Origin of the sequence: Kribbella qitaiheensis, from assembly GCF_014217565.1 — a bacterium.
GTDB classification, from domain to species: domain Bacteria; phylum Actinomycetota; class Actinomycetes; order Propionibacteriales; family Kribbellaceae; genus Kribbella; species Kribbella qitaiheensis_A.
This window is the reverse complement of sequence record NZ_CP043661.1, coordinates 6,793,147-6,812,625: the sequence shown is the minus strand read 5'-3', so window position 1 is coordinate 6,812,625 and position 19,479 is coordinate 6,793,147. Positions and strand designations below refer to the sequence as shown.

At 67.2% G+C, this 19,479-nt stretch carries 21 protein-coding genes and 1 pseudogene; 10 read left to right on the top strand and 12 right to left on the bottom strand.

Going from position 1 to position 19,479, the window contains the following annotated elements; genetic code table 11:
* Positions 1-7 precede the first annotated feature (7 nt).
* A complete protein-coding gene (gene eboE, locus F1D05_RS32410; RefSeq protein ID WP_185444149.1) occupies positions 8-1,153 on the bottom strand; it encodes a metabolite traffic protein EboE in 1,146 nt (381 codons plus the stop codon).
* A complete protein-coding gene (locus F1D05_RS32400; RefSeq protein WP_246486152.1) occupies positions 1,150-3,063 on the bottom strand; it encodes a YibE/F family protein in 1,914 nt (637 codons plus the stop codon). Before F1D05_RS32400 ends, eboE begins: the two co-directional genes overlap by 4 nt.
* An 86-nt stretch (positions 3,064-3,149) precedes the next feature.
* On the opposite strand from F1D05_RS32400, the gene F1D05_RS42635 reads away from it, so the two are divergent.
* From F1D05_RS42635 to F1D05_RS32380, 5 genes and pseudogenes are all read left to right on the top strand, one after another.
* Positions 3,150-3,593 (top strand): metal ABC transporter substrate-binding protein, encoded by a 444-nt coding sequence (locus F1D05_RS42635; RefSeq protein WP_343066546.1) that lies wholly within the window; start codon positions 3,150-3,152, stop codon positions 3,591-3,593.
* 16 nt (positions 3,594-3,609) lie between these two features.
* A pseudogene (locus F1D05_RS32395) lies at positions 3,610-4,116 on the top strand (metal ABC transporter substrate-binding protein); the annotation flags it as partial.
* On the top strand, positions 4,113-4,877 hold the full coding sequence (locus F1D05_RS32390; RefSeq protein ID WP_185444147.1) for a metal ABC transporter ATP-binding protein: 765 nt from the start codon (positions 4,113-4,115) through the stop codon (positions 4,875-4,877). The pseudogene F1D05_RS32395 and the gene F1D05_RS32390, both read left to right, overlap by 4 nt.
* Entirely contained in the window at positions 4,874-5,878 is a 1,005-nt protein-coding gene (locus tag F1D05_RS32385; RefSeq protein WP_206685920.1) for a metal ABC transporter permease, read from the top strand. The genes F1D05_RS32390 and F1D05_RS32385 overlap by 4 nt, the downstream gene beginning before the upstream one ends.
* Before the next feature lie 90 nt (positions 5,879-5,968).
* Entirely contained in the window at positions 5,969-6,364 is a 396-nt protein-coding gene (locus tag F1D05_RS32380; protein WP_246486151.1) for a Fur family transcriptional regulator, read from the top strand.
* Here the strand turns inward: F1D05_RS32380 and F1D05_RS32375 are convergent.
* Together F1D05_RS32375 and F1D05_RS32370 are read right to left on the bottom strand one after the other, a co-directional pair.
* Positions 6,357-6,962 carry an MBL fold metallo-hydrolase gene (locus F1D05_RS32375; protein WP_185444145.1) on the bottom strand — a complete coding sequence of 202 codons (606 nt, stop codon included), beginning with the start codon at positions 6,960-6,962 and terminating at the stop codon, positions 6,357-6,359. The two genes, F1D05_RS32380 and F1D05_RS32375, sit on opposite strands and share 8 nt — an antisense overlap.
* Positions 6,962-8,056, bottom strand: a complete 1,095-nt coding sequence (locus F1D05_RS32370) for an S-(hydroxymethyl)mycothiol dehydrogenase (protein WP_185444144.1) — start codon at positions 8,054-8,056, stop codon at positions 6,962-6,964. Before F1D05_RS32370 ends, F1D05_RS32375 begins: the two co-directional genes overlap by 1 nt.
* Positions 8,057-8,214: 158 nt before the next feature.
* Between F1D05_RS32370 and F1D05_RS32365 the strand changes: the two genes are divergently transcribed.
* From F1D05_RS32365 to F1D05_RS32350, 4 genes are read left to right on the top strand one after another with little or no spacing between them, the layout of a single operon-like run.
* Positions 8,215-9,102, top strand: coding sequence for an ABC transporter ATP-binding protein (locus F1D05_RS32365; protein ID WP_185444143.1), 888 nt, complete (start codon positions 8,215-8,217; stop codon positions 9,100-9,102).
* A complete protein-coding gene (locus F1D05_RS32360) occupies positions 9,102-9,926 on the top strand; it encodes an ABC transporter permease (protein WP_185444142.1) in 825 nt (274 codons plus the stop codon). The genes F1D05_RS32365 and F1D05_RS32360 overlap by 1 nt, the downstream gene beginning before the upstream one ends.
* Positions 9,926-11,221, top strand: a complete 1,296-nt coding sequence (locus tag F1D05_RS32355; protein ID WP_246486150.1) for a sensor histidine kinase — start codon at positions 9,926-9,928, stop codon at positions 11,219-11,221. The genes F1D05_RS32360 and F1D05_RS32355 overlap by 1 nt, the downstream gene beginning before the upstream one ends.
* Positions 11,218-11,862, top strand: a complete 645-nt coding sequence (locus tag F1D05_RS32350; protein WP_185444141.1) for a response regulator — start codon at positions 11,218-11,220, stop codon at positions 11,860-11,862. Before F1D05_RS32355 ends, F1D05_RS32350 begins: the two co-directional genes overlap by 4 nt.
* Positions 11,863-11,868: 6 nt before the next feature.
* Here F1D05_RS32350 and F1D05_RS32345 read toward each other — a convergent pair whose 3' ends face one another.
* Positions 11,869-12,444, bottom strand: a complete 576-nt coding sequence (locus F1D05_RS32345) for an LLM class flavin-dependent oxidoreductase (RefSeq protein WP_206685919.1) — start codon at positions 12,442-12,444, stop codon at positions 11,869-11,871.
* Positions 12,401-12,736 (bottom strand): LLM class flavin-dependent oxidoreductase, encoded by a 336-nt coding sequence (locus F1D05_RS39210; protein ID WP_206685918.1) that lies wholly within the window; start codon positions 12,734-12,736, stop codon positions 12,401-12,403. The genes F1D05_RS32345 and F1D05_RS39210 overlap by 44 nt, the downstream gene beginning before the upstream one ends.
* Positions 12,737-12,900: 164 nt before the next feature.
* Between F1D05_RS39210 and F1D05_RS32340 the strand changes: the two genes are divergently transcribed.
* Positions 12,901-13,488 (top strand): GNAT family N-acetyltransferase, encoded by a 588-nt coding sequence (locus F1D05_RS32340; protein WP_185444140.1) that lies wholly within the window; start codon positions 12,901-12,903, stop codon positions 13,486-13,488.
* Between the two features lie 174 nt (positions 13,489-13,662).
* On the opposite strand, the gene F1D05_RS32335 is transcribed toward F1D05_RS32340, so the two are convergent.
* From F1D05_RS32335 to F1D05_RS32310, 6 genes are all read right to left on the bottom strand, one after another.
* A complete protein-coding gene (locus F1D05_RS32335) occupies positions 13,663-14,493 on the bottom strand; it encodes an isoprenyl transferase (protein WP_185444139.1) in 831 nt (276 codons plus the stop codon).
* A 369-nt stretch (positions 14,494-14,862) separates the two neighbouring features.
* Entirely contained in the window at positions 14,863-15,681 is an 819-nt protein-coding gene (locus F1D05_RS32330) for a hypothetical protein (protein WP_185444138.1), read from the bottom strand.
* A gap of 212 nt (positions 15,682-15,893) precedes the next feature.
* On the bottom strand, positions 15,894-16,469 hold the full coding sequence (locus tag F1D05_RS32325; RefSeq protein WP_185444137.1) for a hypothetical protein: 576 nt from the start codon (positions 16,467-16,469) through the stop codon (positions 15,894-15,896).
* Positions 16,470-16,575: 106 nt separating this feature from the next.
* The gene (gene recO, locus F1D05_RS32320) at positions 16,576-17,325 is read right to left on the bottom strand and encodes a DNA repair protein RecO (protein WP_185444136.1); all 750 of its coding nucleotides are present in this window, start codon (positions 17,323-17,325) and stop codon (positions 16,576-16,578) included.
* Positions 17,326-17,460: 135 nt separating this feature from the next.
* On the bottom strand, positions 17,461-18,360 hold the full coding sequence (locus tag F1D05_RS32315) for an SDR family oxidoreductase (RefSeq protein ID WP_185444135.1): 900 nt from the start codon (positions 18,358-18,360) through the stop codon (positions 17,461-17,463).
* Entirely contained in the window at positions 18,357-19,346 is a 990-nt protein-coding gene (locus F1D05_RS32310) for an aldo/keto reductase (RefSeq protein WP_185444134.1), read from the bottom strand. The genes F1D05_RS32315 and F1D05_RS32310 overlap by 4 nt, the downstream gene beginning before the upstream one ends.
* Positions 19,347-19,479 lie beyond the last annotated feature (133 nt).

The following is a 19,479-nucleotide window of genomic DNA, read 5'->3' as shown; positions in this document are numbered from 1 at the left end:
TTCACTGTCAGAGTTGAGTCAGGCCGAGAGCAAGCAGACGGTCGCGGAGCCAGGCGAGCTCTCCGGCGATTCCTTCGGCCAGTCGCTGCTGACCTTTGGGCGGCGACGGGAGGACCGACCAGGTGTAGGTCTCCGACTCGAGGTGGTGCGTCAGCGGGTGGGGACCACCGACAAGGTGCCTCAGGCTCTCGTCGAGCACGTCGGTCGTGCTGGTCAGCGGAGGACGCGGCGGGGCGTGCACGGGAACGTGGAAATGCACTCGCCAGGACGCATGCCCGGACAGCTCCCCGATGAGATCCAGGTCGTCGACACCCGGTCCGCCGTACTCGCGAGTCTGGTGCAGGAACTTGGGCTCGGCGAACTCCGCGAGTAGTTCGCGAGCGGCCGGGTCCCACGGCTGCGCGATGTGCAGCGCGGCCGAGACCTGGCTCTTCACGATCTCCACGTTCGCGTCGGCGAGGACGGCGAACGACTTGGCCGGCTCCTCGAACTGCACTGCCAGATGACACGTGTCCAGACAGATCCCTACGCGGCCGCCGCCGGCGTACGGGGTGAGCCAGTTCGCTGCCTGGGGGACCATTTCGAGGACGCAGCCCGGCTCGGGTTCTACGGCGACCCGGATGCGACGACCTGTTCTCGTCTGCACGCGGGCGAGGTGCTCGTCGAGCTTGTCGAACGCACGCCGCGCTTGCGCGTCCCGGCTCCGGGTCCACGGCGTACGCCAGGCCAATGGCAGCGTGGAGATCGACCCGTACGACGCGTCGGCCGGCATCAGCTCGCCGAGCACCTTCACCAGGTCGAGGGTGTATTCGAGGCGCGCCGACTCCGTCCAATCCGGCTGGTAGACCTTCTTGCCGACCACGCGGTCGTGGAACCCGGAGTACGGGAAGCCGTTCAGCGTAACGACTTCCAGGCCGTTGCGATCGAGCGCGCGAGCGAGTCTGCCGAGGGCGACCGGGGAGTTGGAAAGCCGTTCGGCGAGGGTGTTCGCGAGCCATAGACCGACGCCGAGGACGGGGACTTTGAGATGCTTGCGGACCAGTGACGCGCAGCCGTCGAGCTGGGCGATCACGCCTTCGAGATCCTCGGCCGGATGCACGTTGGTGCAGTACGCGAGATGGACGATCGAGCCGTCGGGATGCCGGAACCTCATGATTGTGCTCCGCGCAGGATCGAGTTCCCTTCGAAGCTGTCCACGGCTTCGGCGGCAGCCCGGTCGAGCCGGCCGGACTGGCCGTAAAAGGCGACCGGGTTGCGCCAGAGCACTTGGTCGACATCGTCATCGGTGAACCCGGCCGCGAGCATCGCCTGGCCGGTCGCATACGTCCGCAGCGGGTCCGACTTGCCCCAGTCGGCGGCCGAGTTGACCAGGATCCGCTCGGTGCCGAACTCCTGCAGGATCACCACCATGCGGTCGGGATCCATCTTGGTGTCCGGGTAGATCGAGAACCCCATCCAGCAACCGGAGTCGGCGACCTCTTTGACCGTCACCTCGTTGAGGTGACCCACCACGACCAGCTCGGGCGCGAGGCCGGACTCCTTCATCACGTCGAGCGTGCGAGTGGTCCCGGCCGTCTTGTCGCGGTGTGGCGTGTGGACCAGACGTCGCATCCGTTGCTCCTCACGATCAACGGCCACGGAAGGTAATCTTGGGCGGACCTTCAGTGACTGCAGGAACTCTAGATCGACATCGGACCTCTTGGGAAGAACCGCCTGACAGATTCCATCCAAACTCCGGACTAGTCGTCGACGGAAGATTCTCCTGTGCCTGCAAGGATTTCGGGCGCGGCGACCAGATCCCGGGACCGATCGGCGACAGCCATTGCGGCCAGCGCCGTCGTCAAGGGGGACGGCCGCGATGATCCCCAGACTCCCGACCAGACCTCGGACAACTTCAGCCGCCACGACCTCGGTCGTCACCACGTAGCCGCTCGAGACCCCGCCGATCGCGAAAACCATCAGCAACGGCAGCGCCGCACCGGCGTACGCGAGGACCAGGGTGTTCACCACCGAAGCGACGTGGGCGCGACCGATGCGCAGCCCCGCACCGACCAATGCCGAGCGACTGGCCGCCGGATTGGCCGCGGACAACTCCCAGACGGCACTCGCCTGGGTCACGGTCACGTCATCCAGTACGCCGAGAGCTCCGATCACGATGCCGGCGACCAGTACGCCGGGTAGATCTATCCCCGGGACCAGCCCATTGATCGCCGAGGCGCCTTCACTGGCCAGCCCGCTGAACGCACTGAGCTTCACGAATGCCCAACCGAGAAACGCGGTCAGCGCCAGCGCGGAGATCGTCCCGGCCAGCGCGACCGAGGACTGCGCATTCACCCCATGGGTGAGGAACAGAGCTATGACCATGATCACCGAGCCGCCCACGACCGCGACCAGGAGCGGATTCGAGCCCTTCACGATCGCCGGCAGGATGAACTGGGTCAGCGTCACCGCCGTCACGCCGAGCGCGATCAGGGCGGACACGCCCCGCCACCGGGACAGCGCGATCACAGCCACCGCGAAGATGCCCGCCAGCCACAGCAGCGGCAACTTCCGGTCGTGGTCGACGTAGTCGTAGCGGGTGTCGATAGTGGCACCCTGCTTCACATTCAGCAGCAGGCGGTCACCGACCTTGATCGGCAGCGCGACCTGGGCGGCCTTCGGCACCTGGACCGGTACGTCGAGGCCTTTGTCGTTCAGTCCAGGGGTGTCGGTCAGATGCACCGTGGCCTCGTCGCAGTCGGCCGGCGTCTCTGGACAGGGAGCGATCGCGTTCACGGTGCCGCGGGCGCCTTGCTGAGCTGCGGCAGGAACCTTCAGGTCACTGCCCGGCCAGAGGATGATCATCGCGATCACGGCCGCGGCGATCAGCGGAATCAGGAAGGCTGCGACGACTATCCGGACGCGTCGAGCGACGATCGCGTCCGAGTCGACCACCGAGGTATCGACCACGTGATCACCGTGCCCATGACCGTGGCCGTGACCGTGGCCCGGCGGAATTTCGATCCGGCCGCCGCGGTTCGACCTGGTGTCGGCCCGCCTGCGCCCGACGTTCCGCCTCGGCATCCGTCAGTACCTTCTCTTCCTCTTCGGCAACCGTTGGATTCTCTCCTGTTTTGACAACCATCCCCAATTAAATGAAAATGATTGTCATGAGACCCGTCACTCGAGCTGTTGTCACCGGCGTCGCCGCTCTGACGGTCGCCACTCTCGCAGGTTGTGGCGGCTCAGCTGCCGACGGCCCCGCGGGGAGCGGCGGCAAGGTCGACGTGGTCGCATCGTTCTATCCGCTGGAGTTCATCGCCCGGCAGGTCGGCGGCGACGCCGTGAAGGTGACCACCCTGACCGCCCCCGGCGTCGAGCCGCACGATCTGGAGCTCACGCCCAAGCAGGTCGGCCACATCGCGCAGGCCAAGCTGGTCGTGTTCGAGAAGAACCTCCAGCCGGCCGTCGACGAGGCCATCGATCAGAACGCGAAGAAGACCGGCTTCGACGTGGCCCCGGCCCGCGCAGCTCGAGGCCACCGGCGCCAACTTCGAGGAGGACGGCGCCGAGGCTCCCGCGGGCAAGGTCGAGCCTGCCGCCTTCACCGATGACGCCCTCGACCCGCACTTCTGGCTCGACCCGGTCCGGTACGCCGGCGTGGTCAAGGCCGTCACCGACAAGCTGGTCGAGACCGACAGCGCCCACGCCGAGGGGTACCGGGAACGCTCGACAGCTCTCCTGGCCGACATCACCAAGCTCGACAACGAGTTCAAGACCGGCCTGGCGAACTGCAGACTCAAGACGTTCGTGACCAGTCACGAGGCCTTCGCGTACCTCGCCAAGCGGTACGGTCTGCAGATGGTCGGTATCGCCGGATTCACCCCGGACGCCGAGCCGACCCCGCAGCGGATCAGGGAGGTCCAGGACATCGTGCGCGAGCAGCGGGTGACCACGATCTTCTACGAGGAGCTCGTCAGCCCGAAGGTGGCCGAGTCGATCGCCCGCGACGTCCACGTCAAGACCGCGGTCCTGAGCCCGATCGAGGGGCTCTCGGACGTGAACTCGAAGGAGTCCTACCCCTCCCTGATGCGGGAGAACCTGCAGGAACTCCGGAAGGCGAACAGTTGCGCGTGACGGATCCAGCCCAGCGCTCCACCCCGACGCCCGCCGTCCAGGTCACCGATCTCTCGGTCGACCTGGGCGGTCGTCTCGTACTGCGGGGTGTCGATCTCCAGATTCGCCAGGGTGAGGTAGTCGCCGTTCTCGGCACCAACGGCTCCGGCAAGTCGACCCTGATCCGGACCGTGGTCGGGTTGCTCCCCGCAGTACGGGGTGAGGTCAAGCTGTTCGGGCAGGCGGTGCCACGGTTCAGGCAGTGGCATCGCGTCGGGTACGTGCCGCAGCGGATCACCGCGGCGGGCGGCGTACCGGCGACTGTGCAAGAGGTGGTGTCGTCCGGGCTGTTGTCGAAGCGGCGGTTGTTCCGCCCGCTCAAGGCGGCCGACCGGGATGCCGTCGAGCAGGCGCTGGAACTCGTGGACATGGCCGACCGGCGTAAGGACGGGGTCGCCGAGTTGTCCGGCGGGCAGCAGCAACGGGTGCTGATCGCCCGGGCGCTGGTGTCGGACCCGGACCTGCTGATCCTCGACGAGCCGACAGCCGGGGTCGACCTGGCCAGCCAGGGCATCTTCGCCGACGCGATCCGCGAACGGGTCGCCGGCGGCACCACGGTGGTGATGGTCAGCCACGATCTCGGGCCGATGGACGCGCTGATCGACCGCTCGGTGGTGCTGCGCCGCGGCCGGATCGTGTACGACGGCCCGCCGCACGCGTCCCAGACGCATGCCCATGTCCACCCGCACAGCGCGGAAGACGAGCCGGGGTGGCTGTCGTGACGATGTTCCAGCTCGAGTTCATGCAGCGGGCCTTGATCGCGGGGCTGCTGACCGGATTGTCGGCGCCGGCGATCGGCACGTACCTGGTCCAGCGCCGGTTGTCGCTGATGGGCGACGGGATCGGGCACATCGCGATCACCGGTGTCGCTCTTGGTCTGCTGACCGGCACAGCGCCGGTGCTGACCGCAGTACTGGTCGCTATCGCTGGTGCAACTGCTATCGAGCTCGTCCGGGCTCGTGGGAAGGCCAGTGGCGATGTCGCGCTCGCACTGCTCTTCTACGGCGGCATAGCGGGTGGTGTGCTGCTCATCGGCTTGGCAGGGCAGGGCGCAGCGACGCTGAATACGTATCTGTTCGGCTCACTCACCACTGTGTCGCCGTCCGACCTGTACGTCGTAGTCGGGCTGGCCGTGACTGTTCTGGTGGTCGCGATCGGGCTCGGACCGCAACTGTTCGCGGTGTGCCAGGACGAAGAGTTCGCGCGGGTCACTGGGCTGCGGGTGCAGTTGCTGAACCTGCTGATCGCGGTGATGGCCGCAGTGACCGTGACAGTGGCGATGCGGACCGTCGGGCTGCTGCTGGTGAGCGCTCTGATGGTCGTGCCGGTTGCTACCGCGCAGCAGGTGACGCGGTCGTTCCGCAGTACGTTCGTCACCGCTTGCGCGATCGGGGTGGCTGCGTGCGTGGCCGGCATCATCACGTCCTACAACGCGAATGTAGCGCCGGGCGCGACCATCGTCGTACTGGCGCTGGCGGGGTTCGTGGTGTCGGCCACGATCGGCACGCTGCTCCGCCGTCGCCAGGCTGTACATGCACCGCTCACCGACGAGGAGCCAGAGGTCGATCTCCCCGAGCCAGCACCGCACGTGGTCAGCTCTGTCCACGCGCACGCCCACAACCCGGCGTGCGGTCACCCGAAGGTGGAGCACGACGACCACGTCGACTACGTCCACGACGGACACCTGCACGCGGCGCACGGAGATCACTGGGATGAGCACTGACTTGTTGCCAAGTGCGAGAATAGAGGTTTGGCGCATGAAAGAATGCCCGGGTTGCCGGGGAGAATCGGTGACGAGATGACAGGAGGCACGGTGGCCATCGGAACACGCTCGACCCGTCAGCGCGCGGCAGTCGCTTCGGCGCTCGACAACCTCGACGACTTCCGGACCGCCCAGGAGATCCACCAGGAGCTCCGGGGCGCGGGTGAGGCCGTCGGCCTGACCACGGTCTACCGCACCCTGCAGGCTCTCGCGGACTCCCGCGAGGTCGACGTACTGCGTACCGCGGACGGCGAAACGGCGTACCGGCGCTGCTCGAAGGGTCATCACCACCACCTGGTCTGCCGCAACTGCGGCCGGACCGTCGAGGTGGAGGGCCCGGCCGTCGAACGCTGGGCGGACAAGGTCGCGGCCGAGCACGGTTACTCCGACATCAGTCACACCCTGGAGATCTTCGGCACCTGCAAAGAGTGCCTCCCGCCTAGCTGATATTGCCCGTCTCGGCGGCGATCGTGGTGGTGTCACCGTGGCCGGTGTGGACGACTGTGTCCGCGGGCAGCGTGAGTAGCTTGGTGCGGATCGAGTCGAGGATCGTCGGCTTGTCGGAGTACGAGCGTCCCGTCGCGCCCGGGCCGCCCTGGAAAAGGGTGTCGCCGGTGAAGACCGCGTTGAGGTCCTCCGCGTAGAGGGACGTGCTGCCGGGGCTGTGGCCCGGAGTGTGGATCGCGCGGATCGTCGTACCAGCGACCTCGAACGTGGTGCCGTCGACGAGGTCGTGGTCCGGGCGATCGTCGTACAGGGTCTCCCACAACATCGTGTCGGCCGAGCTGAGCCAGACCTGCGTGTCGAGGTAGTCGCGGATCCCGCCGACCGCGTTGATGTGGTCGTTGTGCCCGTGGGTGCAGATCAGCGCCGCGAGCCGGCGATCGCCGACCGCCTTGATGATGGATTCGGCGTTGTGGGCCGCGTCGACGACGAGCACTTCCTCGTCGTCGCCGATCAGCCAGACGTTGTTCTCGACCTCCCAGTCGCCGCCGTCGAGGCTGAAGGTGCCGGCGGTGATGACGCGCTCGATCCGGGCCGCCATCAGAAGAGCACCACCGAGCGGAGTACGTCGCCGCCGTGCATCTTCTCGAACGCGGTCTCGACCTGGTCGAGCGCGATCGTCTCCGACACGAAGCGGTCGAGCGGGAGCCGGCCTTGCAGGTGGAGGTCGATCAGCAGCGGGAAGTCGCGGCTCGGCAGGCAGTCGCCGTACCAGCTCGACTTGAGCGAACCACCGCGACCGAAGAAGTCGAGCAGCGGCATGTCGAGCTGCATCTCCGGCGTCGGTACGCCGACGAGCACGACGGTCCCGGCCAGGTCGCGGCCGTAGAACGCCTGCTTCCAGGTCTCCGGGCGGCCGACGGCATCCACGACCACGTCCGCGCCGAAGCCGCCGGTGAGTTCCTGGATCGCGCTCACCACGCCGTCGTGATCGAGGCCCTTCGCGTGCACGGTGTGGGTCGCGCCGAGCTCTTTGGCAACGTCGAGTTTGCGCTCGTCGAGGTCGATCGCGATCACCCGGGCGGCTCCGGCCAGCCGCGCGCCGACGACGGCCGCAGTACCGACTCCACCGCAGCCGATCACGGCGACGGTGTCACCGCGGCCGACGTTGCCGGTGTTCATGGCGGCGCCGAGGCCGGCCATCACGCCGCAGCCGAGCAGACCGGCGACCTCGGGCTTCGCGGCCGGGTCGACCTTCGTGCATTGCCCGGCGGCCACCAGGGTCTTCTCCGCGAACGCGCCGATGCCGAGTGCGGGCGACAGCTCGGTGCCGTCGGCAAGGGTCATCTTCTGCTTCGCGTTGTGCGTGTTGAAGCAGTACCACGGGCGCCCGCGCAGGCAGGCCCGGCAGTTGCCGCAGACGGCCCGCCAGTTCAGTACTACGAAGTCGCCGGGTTCGACGTCCGTGACGCCTTCACCAACGCTCTCCACAATCCCCGCGGCTTCGTGGCCCAAGAGGAAGGGAAAATCATCGTTGATGCCGCCCTCCCGGTAGTGCAGATCGGTATGGCAGACCCCGCAGGCCTGCACCTTCACCACCGCCTCCCCCGGTCCGGGATCGGGGATGGTGATCTCTTCGATCGTCACCGGGGCGCCCTTGCTGAGGGCCACGACTCCACGCACGGTCTGACTCATGCCCCGACGCTAACTGCCGCCACAACTTCGCGTCAGCCCCCACGCGCGTCGTCGCGGCAGAATCGGGCGGTTGACACACCGCTGTCCACCGGTCGGGGGACAGCCGGTACGCCGGTCGGTGCTCCCCCGAGTACGGGCCGGGACGGGAAGGTTGAGCCATGACCGACAAAGACAACGCCGTACGGGTCCGCGGACTCGTCAAGCGCTACCCGGACAAGGTCGCCGTCGCGGGCGTCGACCTGGACATCCACCGCGGTGAGGTGTTCGCGCTGCTCGGCCCGAACGGGGCCGGTAAGACGACGAGCGTGGAGGTACTGGAGGGGTACCGCCAGGCTGACGAGGGTGAGATCAGCGTGCTGGGCGTCGACCCCGCGCGGGGCGACCGGAGCTGGCGGGCCCGGATCGGAATCGTCGCCCAGTCGTCTCGCGACGAGGCCGAACTGTCGGTCGCGGAACTGGTGAACCACTACGCCGGCTACTACCCCAACCCGCGCGACCCCGACGAGGTGATCGCCTCGGTCGGGCTGGAGGAGAAGCGCAAGGCGCGGACCCGGAAGCTGTCCGGTGGCCAGCGGCGCCGGCTCGACGTCGCGCTCGGCGTGATCGGCAACCCGGAGCTGCTGTTCCTGGACGAGCCGACCACCGGGTTCGACCCGGAGGCGCGCCGCCAGTTCTGGACGCTGATCGAGAACCTGCGGACCGAGGGCACCACCATCGTGCTGACCACCCACTACCTGGACGAGGCCGAGCACCTGGCCGACCGGGTCGGTGTGATCGCGGACGGCCGGATGCTCGAGATCGCCACCCCCGAGACCCTCGGCGGCCGCGGCGCCCGCACCGCGCGGGTGTCCTGGCTGGACGCCGACGGAGCGCACGAAGTACGGACCGATTCCCCGACCGCCGAGGTCGCGGCGCTGATGGCGCGGTTCAACGGTGAGGTGCCTGAGCTCGAGGTACGGCGGCCGAGTCTGGAAGACATCTACCTGGATCTGATCGGCAAGGCGAACGTCGCTGCCGCCGCTGCAGTAGAAGCTGGAGTTGCCTGATGAGCACGCTGATTGCGCCGAAGCCGTTGCCTTCGACCGTCAAGGTCGGGGTATCCCGGACCAAGCTGGAGGTGAAGCAGTTCTTCCGCGAGAAGGAGCAGCTGATCTTCACCTTCTTCTTCCCGATCATCTTCCTCGGCATCTTCTCCGCCGTCTTCAGCGGCACCGACTTCTCCGGCGGCGTCAACGCCGCCACCTACTTCACCCCGGGCATGATCGCGTCCGGCATCTTCCTGACCAGCTTCCAGTCGCTCGCCATCACGATCGCGATGGAACGCGACGAGGACCTGCTGAAGCGGCTGCGCGGTACGCCGATGTCGCCGCAGTCCTATTTCATCGGCAAGATCGGGCTGGTGCTGTGCACCTCGATCGCCCAGTTCGGACTGCTGCTGGTGATCGCCGGTCTCGTGCTCGGCGTCGACATCCCGACCGACCCGTCGAAGTGGCTCAACTTCCTGTGGATCTTCGTGCTCGGTACTGCGTCCGGTTCGGTGCTCGGGATCGCGTTCTCGGTCGTACCCAAATCCGGCAAGGCTGCTTCCGCGGTGGTCACGCCGGTCGTCCTGCTGCTGCAATTCATGTCCGGCGTGTACTTCGTCTACAGCGACCTGCCGTCGTGGATGCGCGGTGTCGCCTCCATCTTCCCGCTGAAGTGGCTGGCCCAGGGCATGCGATCGGTCTTCCTACCGGACGGTTTCCAGGTGAACGAGCCGGGTGGCTCCTGGCACCTGGGGCTGGGCGCCGTAGTACTGGCTGTCTGGCTGGTCGCCGGGCTGGTGATCGCGCAGCGGGTGTTCCGCTGGACCCGCCGGGACGCGGGCTGATGGTCACCCACGCTTTCTCCGGCTCTCCCGGCGGCGTGCTGAACGCCGTCCGGGAGGGCTGGAGGAAGATGGTGACCATGCAGCTCCAATCCCGCGACGATCAGCCGGTCTGGGTTCGCTCCCTGATCGGCTGGCACGTGGTGTTCTACGTCCTGCTCGGCGTCACCCTGGTGACCGCGCTGACGACGTCTGACCTCGACAGCCGGGAACGGATCGCGTTCCTGGCGCTGGGCGTCGTCCTGGCCGTCGGCTACCGGGTCCTCGCCATCCCGGCGATGACCTCGCGGAAGCGGCTGCCGGCCACGGCGTACCGGTTGCTGATGATCGGTTGCGTGTCCGGGCTGGTGGCCCTCTATCCGCAGTCGGTCTTCATCCTTTTCATCGTCTCGCCGCAGATCTGGCTGCTGAGCGGGCGGATCCGGGACGCGGCACTGCTCAGTCTACTGCTGCTCTTCGCCGTCGGGACGGCTCAGCTGTGGTCGGCCGGCTGGACCACGGACGCCTTCTGGGACATCTTGCCCTGGATGGTGATCAGCCTGGTCGTGAGTCTGATGCTCGGGATCTGGATCGACCGGGTGATCGCCCAGAGCCAGCAGCGCGCCGAGCTGATCGAGGAACTCGAATCGGCCCGCGACGAACTCGCCGAGGCGCACCACACGGCAGGGGTGATGGCCGAACGGGAGCGGATGGCGCGGGAGATCCACGACACGTTGGCCCAGGGCATGACGAGCGTGGTGATGCTCGCGCAGACGGCTGCTGTGGAGCTGCAACGAGGATCTCTTGAGCCTGTCGCCGGTCGGTTGGCGGCGATCGAAGACACTGCCCGGGAGAACCTGGCCGAGGCTCGCGCCTTGGTGGCTGCCTTTACACCGGTCGCGTTGACGGGGGCCACGCTGGCCGAAGTACTGCGTCGGCAGGCTGAGCGATTCGCCGCGGAGACGGGCGTCGACGTACAGGTGTCTCTTGATATGGCTGATGACGAAGTGGCCGCGTTGCCGCAGGCGCAGCAGGTGGTGTTGTTGCGGGCGGCGCAGGAGTCGTTGGCGAACGTGCGCAAGCATGCGGGGGCGACTTCGGTGCTGATCCGGTTGGGGATGTCTGCCGACGGGGTCGGGATCGAGATTCGTGATGACGGGTCCGGGTTCGCCGTGGATGCGGCCGGCCAAGGCTTTGGGCTGACGGCCATGCGCGGGCGGGTCGAGGAGTCCGGTGGGACGGTCTCGGTCGAGAGTGCGCCCGGTCGAGGGACCCGGGTGGCTGTGTTGATTCCTTCGACGTCTGGGGAGAGTTCGTGAGTGTTCGGGTGCTGGTGGTGGACGACCACCCGGTGGTCCGGTCCGGGCTGATCGGGATGCTCGCCGTGACCGAGGACATCGAGGTGGTCGGCGAGGCGGGTGATGGCGAGGAAGCCTTGGTGCTGGTGGAGTCGACCCGGCCTGACGTCGTACTGATGGACCTGCGGATGCCTCGGCGGGACGGCGTTTCGGCGACGGGCGCGATCGTGTCCGGGTATCCGGCGACGAAGGTGCTCGTGCTGACGACGTACGACACGGACACCGACATCTTGCACGCCGTCGAGGCGGGCGCTGCTGGGTATTTGTTGAAGGACACTCCGCATGCTGAGTTGCTGGACGGGATCCGGGCGGCTTCGCGCGGTGAGACGGTTTTGGCGCCGCCTGTTGCCGCTCGATTGATGTCGCGCTTGCGTACTCCGGTCGCGCCCGCCGCTGCGCAACCGTCGCCTCGCGAGCTTGAGGTGTTGGCCGCGGTCGCGCGGGGGTTGAGCAATGCGGAGATCGGGCGGGAACTGTTCATCGGCGAGGCGACCGTGAAGACCCACTTGCAGCGGCTGTTCACGAAGCTGGACGTGGATGATCGAACCCGCGCGGTGACCGTTGCCATCGAGCGAGGATTGTTGCCTTCACCACGACGGTGACTTCTGTCAGGCGAGCAAGGGGCGGACCTCCTGGCCGAGGAAGTGGGCGAAGGCGTCGAAGTCCGGTTCGTCCCGGGTGGGCATGACGGAGATCGACGTTGCTCCGGCCGCGGCGACCTGCAGCAGCCGGTGGGCAATCTCCTCCGCGTTGCCAACGGCACCGATCTCGGGAGTGCCTTTCATCCCGTACTCCGCTAGCTCGGCATCCACTCGGGCCCGTGCATCCGGGCCAGTTGCCACGAGGACGCTCGCAATCACCTCATGGTCGGATCCGGCCGACTTCAGCGTGGTCTGAGACGCCTCCTTGATCGCGTCCAGATCCAGACCGAGCGCCAGCAGTGTCCCGGTGCCGAGCTCACCAGCAGCCGCCAGCGACTTCGCCCCAGCGACCCCGATCAGCAGGGGCGGAGGCTTCAGCGGCGGATACTCCAGTGCGATGTCTTGGATGATCACGTAGCGACCTGATGTGGTGACGCGTTCGCCGTCCAGCAGTTGACGCAGAGCTGTCGCGTACTCGCGCAGGAGCGTGAGCGGCGCCTCAGCCTTGACGCCGGCCCTGCTCCATCCAGGGCTGAACCCCATGGCCGATACCCGCGACGAACCTGCCCGGGAAGAGCCGGTCGATCGTCGCGATCTCCATCGCCGCCTGCGCCACATTGCGCAGTGGTATCGGCAGGATGGCCGCGCCGACGCGGATGCGTTCTGTGGTCGCCAGAGCTGTCACCGCGCTTGCGATCGCGGATTCCTTGAAGCAGTCCTCCGAGATCCACAGATCATCCAGACCACTCGCCTCCACCGACGCCGCGAACCCCCTGAGCGCCTCCGGTGCGAGCCCAGGTGAAAACGTCAGTCCAAGTCTCAGATCATTCGACATCTCTCCAAGCTAGAACCCCCCACCGACACTCTCCTGTTTCCGCGCGTACCGGCCGCCGGAGTACGGCATGCCGGCCGAGCTCCTCGGCCGCGACGGCGCGTACCCCGCCCTGGCAGCGTGAGCTACCGACGCCGAACGTCCACAATCAGGAGTACGTTGCTGGCATGTCCGACTTCACGATCAAGGCGCTCACGCCGGAGACGTTCGACGACTTCGCCGCTCTCGTCGAGCGGAACAAGGGCATGTTCGCCAGCTGCTGGTGCACACATTTCCATCCCGACTGCGCAGAGAAGGGCCAGAGCGCCGAGGGGAACCGGGCGCTCAAACAACGTCTGGTGGCCGCCGGGATCGCGCACGCGGCGCTGGTCTACGACGGCGACCGGGCCGTCGCCTGGGCGGAGTACGGATCTCCCGAGGAGCTGCCCAACATCCAACACCGCAAGGAGTACGTCGCCACTGCCGAGCGACTGCCCGACTACCGGGTCACCTGCATCCTGGTCGAGCGCGGCCTTCGCGGTCACGGCCTGGCCGCGATCGCCCTGCGCGGAGCCGTCGTGCTGATTGCGCAGGCCGGGGGCGGCCTGGTCGAGGGCTACCCGCACGACACCGGCGGGGTCCGGAAGAAGAACTCCTCGTTCCTCTACAACGGCACCCGCACGATGTACGAGCGCGAGGGCTTCACCTACGACCGGCCCAAGGGCCAGGGCAACTGCGTGATGGTGCGCGAGATAGCCCCGAGCACGCGCGCCTGAACCGGTCCAGCTCCACGCGGAGCCGCGGGCTACCCGGCACCGCGCCGTCTTTACGAGTCGCTCGACTTTCTCCACGATTGCGCGTACCTGCACACTTTCGTGGGACCTTACGGCGGGCTCTCGCAACTGATCCGCAAGCCGAACACCCAACGGTCCCTAGACCCAGAGTACGGGTCAGGTGGGTTCGACGAGGTTGGGGATGGCGCCGCCGTAGCGGCGGTCGCGCTGGGCGTAGAGCTCGATCGCGTGCCACAGATGACGGCGGTCGAAGTCCGGCCAGAGGGTGTCGAGGAAGACCATCTCGGCGTACGCGAGCTGCCAGACCAGGAAGTTCGAGGTGCGCTGCTCCCCCGACGATCTGACGAACAGATCAACCGGCGGGATGTCGGGTGCGTACAGGTGCTTGGCGATCGTCTTCTCGGTGATCCGGTCCGGACTGAGCTTGCCAGCGGCAACCTCTTGCGCGATCGACCTCATCGCGTCGGCGATCTCCGCCTGCCCGCCGTAGTTCACGCAGAACTGCAGGGTGATCGTGTCGTTGTTCTTCGTCCGCTCCTGCGCGTCCTCCAACTCGGAGATGACGCTCTTCCACAACCGCGGCCGGCGCCCCGACCACACCACGCGGACCCCCATCGCATCCAGCTCATCGCGACGCCGATGGATCACCTCGCGGTTGAACCCCATCAGGAATTTGACCTCTTCCGGCGACCGGGCCCAGTTCTCCGTCGAGAACGCGTATACCGACAGGTATTTGACCCCGATCTCGATGCCGCCCTTGATCACATCCAGCAGCGAGGCCTCACCGGCTTTGTGCCCCTCGGTCCGCGGCAGATTCCGCGCCTTGGCCCACCGCCCGTTCCCGTCCATCACCACCGCCACATGCCGAGGCACCAGCTCAGCAGGCACCCCCGGCGCCCTGGCTCCCGACGGATGCCCCTCCGGCGCAACCACCGCCCCCACCCTCTGCCCAACACCCCGACCACGACGACGACCCAACGGCGACATACCCCGATCCTCCCTCATCACCCCCACCACCCACCAACCACCCACACACCCACCCGCCCCGCAGCCATCAGCTGACGTCGACGCACAGGACGTCTCAGTCCATCCCAGCTCTCCCACGCTCTCCTCCCCAACCTCCTGCCAGCTGGCACGCGACCTGCCTAAGCCGACGCGAAGGAGCAATCTCTGCTGCCGAAGGCCGCCGCAGCCAGAGGGACCAAGGCCAAGGAAGACGCAAATTAGCCAAGCGCTGGCGCGGCAGAGGATTTGATCGAGTTCGCCCCGCGACGGTGGATTCGCCGACCCGCAGGTACCGAAGTGCGCACGTGGCGCTCGCCAGCAGCCTTCGGTGGGCGCGTTAGCAGAGCTCTGTCAGGGGCACGGGCGCTCAGGGACGGCGGTGCTCTGCGGCACGTTGTCGGTCCCGTCTGGGGCAACCAGGACCGGCCGGAGATCCACAACGCGGAGCGGGGCTGCTCGGGTGAAGTCCAGCGGGATGTCGCCCTGCGTGCCGCCGCCGGTCCAGTGGACATTCCAATAGGCGGTTGCGGACACCGCGAAGGTTCCGCCCTTCTCACAGCGTGAAGTCTTCCGGTACTTGTGCCCGCAGGTCGGCGAGTCCGGGATCTGCTTGAGCGACTTGCCTATCACGGCAGCGCGGTTGAACGGCGTACCCGCACCTTTGCAGGTCACCACCTCACCGCCGCCCATCGACCACTCGATCCGGTCAACCGTCCCGGTTGCCTCAATGCCCACACCGCCGATTAGGGCGCTCTTGGTCTGCGGGCCTGTTGTCGACTTCCCGGGGTCCGTCACCCACATCCAGATCGGCACATTCACGATCGCCTCGTGCGTGGCACTCTGCTGGTACGGCGAGAGCCCGAGCTGTGGTGCCTCGAAATTCATCTGCTCGACCGCCAGCCGGGCAGCCTCCCGCGGATCCATGGTCTGCGTGGGTCCACCTTGCCGCACGATCGACTCGAAGGTCTCCTCACCCACCGGCTTCCCGTCGACTACATCGAAGACGAACCAGCACCGATAGAACCGGCTGCCGGGTGGAATGCTCTTGGCATCCCCCAGAGTCCTCGGCGTCGCGACAGCGGTCAGGTAACAACTTGAAGATGCATCCCAGAACCCTTCAGGCGTGGAACACGGAATCGCCTGCCCCTTGTACCGACAGGACGACTTCACCACCTTCGTCGCCTTCTTCCCCCCTTTCTTCGGCCCCGGCCACTGCTGCTCATCGGTAACGGACAACTCACAAAGGCCAGTCGTGGGATTGACTCTGCAGTTTGGCGGCTCTGTACCGGTGGTTCGCGTGACAGATGCCTCTGCACCTGCACAGCCTGTCACTTGTAGAACCGAGGTCGCGAGCAGAATCACCGCGGCGCCGATGACCTTGGCTAGCATGCGGCGGCCTTGTTGAGTCCAAAGGATGCCTTCCAAGCGCCACCGTTCGCGCGCATCTGCATCTCGTCAAGCCACCTTGTCGGCGTCCCGGGCTTCTTCACACTCTTCCCCGACGCATCCACAGCCACCGACTTGGAGGAGTCGTAACAGGCCTGAACAGTCACCTCACTGATCTGACCGTCAGTTCCTGTCGGACCGAATTTCAACACCTTGGTCCAGATGACCTCGACCTTGCCGGTTCCTCGCCACTTGCGGGCTCGAAACGTCGCTGCCTGATTGAGTTCAGACCCCAGGATCGCGCCAATCGCCACCTGGGACAGGCCCTTGGTATCTGATCCACCGCTGGCCTGAGTCGCATCTTTCACCTCAATGTACTTGCGATAGCCGGCCTGAGCTCCGGCTGCGGCCGCTGCTTGCGGGGCCGCTGACGTGGTAACTGCACTTGTCGGGGCCGGAGATGGGGTGAAGGGCGGCGGGGTGGCGCTGCCGGACGGAGCGTTGTCGCAGGCTGCGACGAGGCTGACGACAGCTAATCCAACTGTCACTCGTGCCAGGACTCGCCTGCTCATCTGTTGCCTCCGGTCACACCTCATCGATTACTGAGTGTGTAACTCTGCCACACGGGCGGTCCTTGGATCTGAGGTTGTCCACAGGCAGCGGTCCCCGTCGGCGGCCTCAGGAAGTTGCGGGGTCCGGGGTTAGGTCCAGGTACGGGAGGGAGCGGAGGTTTCGGTCTAGGTGGTAGGCGACGAAGGCGGCTACCAGGGTGTTGGCTTCGCGGCGGGCGCGGGGGTCGGACTGTTGGGCGGTGGGCCAGTCGCCGGTGAGGAGGGCGGAGAGGAGGGCGATGGTGGTGGGGGCCGGCATCGCGGAGGCTGGGGGGCGGCAGGTGGAGCAGACGACGCCGCCGGCGGCTGGGTTGAAGGCTCGGTGCGGGCCCTCTTCGCCGCATTTCGCGCAGTCGGCGAAGGAGGGGGCGTAGCCGGAGATCGCCAGGGAGCGGAGGAGGAACGAGTCGAGGATTAGGGCTGGTTCGCGTTCGCCGGTGGACAGGACGCGGAGGGCGCCGGCCAGCAGGAGGTGTTGCTGGGTGGCTGGTTCCTTCTCCTCGACGACCAGGCGGTCCGCGGTCTCGAGCAGGACGGTGCCGGTCGTGTAGCGCGCGTAGTCGTTGACGATGCCTTCGCCGTACGCCGAGATGGAGACGGCCTGGGTGACCACGTCGAGGGTCCGGCCGGTCGCCAGTTGCAGATCGACGTGGCTGAACGGTTCGAGTCGCGCGCCGAACCGGGACGACGTACGGCGGACGCCCTTCGCGACGGCCCGGATCTTGCCGTGGGTCCGGGTCAGGAGCGTGGCGATGCGGTCGGCCTCACCCAGCTTCTGGGTGCGGAGCACGATCGCTTCATCACGGTAGAGCGGCACCCACCCAGTCTCTCATCCACCCCGAACCAACCCCACGAGCCGAGCCGGGGCGCCGCCTGACCGCGCCAGGGGCGGGGGCGAAGGCGGGCCGGCGAAACATCGAGACCGTGCAGCGGTGGGTGTCGGCGGCTGCAGCTAGCTTGGGCGTGGGCGGGCCAGGTAGGTGGATAGGGCGGTTGGGGGCCGGCCGGTTATTTCTTCTATGGCTGTGGTTGGGGTGCTTAGTTCGCCGCTGGCTATGGCGGCATAGGAGGTTACCCAGCCGGCTACTTCCCAGGCGGGGGCGCCGAAGGATTCGCGGGAGCGGTAGGCCTCGTCGAGGGTCTCGGCTTCGTAGCGGATTGGTTTGCCCCAGGCGTCGCTGAGCATGGCTGCGGCTTCGGCGAGGGTGAATGCTGCGGGGCCGGTGAGGTCGTAGGTCTTTCCTGAGTGCGACGGGTCGGCAACTACTCGCGCGGCTGCTTCGGCGACGTCTTCTCGGAGGACTGCTGCGACGCGGCCGTCGCCGGCGGGGCCGCGGATCACTCCGTCCTCCCCCGCGAAACCGGGGATGAAGTCGAGGTACAGGTTGTCGCGCAGGAACGTGTAGTCGACGCCGGTGCCGATGATGTGTTGCTCGGTGTGCCAGTGGTCGCGGGCGAAGGTGAAGGTGGCGCTCGGGGCCGCGGCGACGAAGGAGGTGTAGACGATCCGTCGTACGCCGGCCGCGACCGCCGCGTCAATTGTTGCCTTGTGCAAGGAGACGCGGTCGGCCGATTCGGAGGCGCTGACCAGCAGGAGGGTGTGCACGCCGTCGAGGGCGTTCAGCAGCGCCGCACTGTCTCCGTACGCCGCCTGCGCGACCTCGGCGCCGGACAGTTCGGGAGCGCGCGCGGGGTCCCGTACTACGAGGCGCTGCGCGATCCCGGACTCCGCGAGCTGCCGAGCGACTCGCGATCCCAGCTGCCCCGTCGCCCCGGTCACCCCGATCAGCCCGAGGGACGCCGTACCGGGCTCAACCTCTACCGGGCTCAGTTCTGGGTCGAGTGTGCTCATCGGTCGACCGCCTTCAGTGCCTCGGGGCTGTAGCGATTCCCCGCGACCGCGTCCGGCGGGAACGCCTCGTCCAGTGCAGCGAGGTCCTCGGCCGACAGTGTGACGTCTAGCGCGCCGAGGTTCTCAGCCAGGTACTTGCGCCGCTTCGTCCCCGGGATCGGCACGACATCGTTGCCGTGGGCAAGCAGCCAGGCCAGCGCGAGCTGTCCCGCGGTCACACCCTTGGCGGCGGCCAGCGACCGCACCTTCTCCACCAGGTCCAGGTTGCGCTGGAAGTTCTCGCCGCTGAACCGGGGCAACCCGCGCCGCATGTCGTCCGGCTCGAAGTCGTCCGGCGACTTGAGCTGGCCGGTCAGGAAGCCGCGACCAAGCGGGCTGAACGGGACGAACCCGATGCCCAGCTCCCGCAGCGTCGGCAGCACACCGGTCTCCGGGTCGCGCGTCCACAGCGACCACTCGCTCTGCACGGCACTGATCGGATGTACGGCGTGAGCCGCGCGAACCGTCTCCCCGGAAACCTCCGACAACCCCAGGTAGCGGACCTTGCCGGCCTGCACGGCCTCGGCCATCGCCCCGACGGTCTCCTCGATCGGGACCTCCGGATCGCGGCGGTGCAGGTACCAGAGGTCGACGTGCTCGACCCCGAGCCGCTGCAGCGACGCGTCGAGCGCGGACCGCGCGTACTCCGGGGTGCCGTTCACCGAGGTCGGCACGATGCCGTCATCGCTCGACCACTGGAAACCGAACTTGGTCGCCAGCACCGCCTCGTCGCGGCGGCCTGCGAGCGCCCGGCCGACGAGCTCCTCGTTGGCGCCACTGCCGTACACGTCAGCGGTGTCGATGAAGGTGCAGCCAGCATCGAGCGCTGCGTGCACGGTAGCGATCGACTCGGCTTCGTCGGTGGAGACGCCATAGGACTGGGACATCCCCATGCAGCCAAGGCCGAGGCCGGAAACGGTCAGTTCTCCGAGTTGGGATTCACGCATGATCCGAACCTACCTGTGCCACGCCGACGGGTCGCGATGGGCCCGGAAACACGCACGGTAGGCGATCCTGCCCGCTCCGCAGCCGCCGAGCCTCACCAGGCGGTAGTCCGGCCGATCCTGCAACAACTTCATG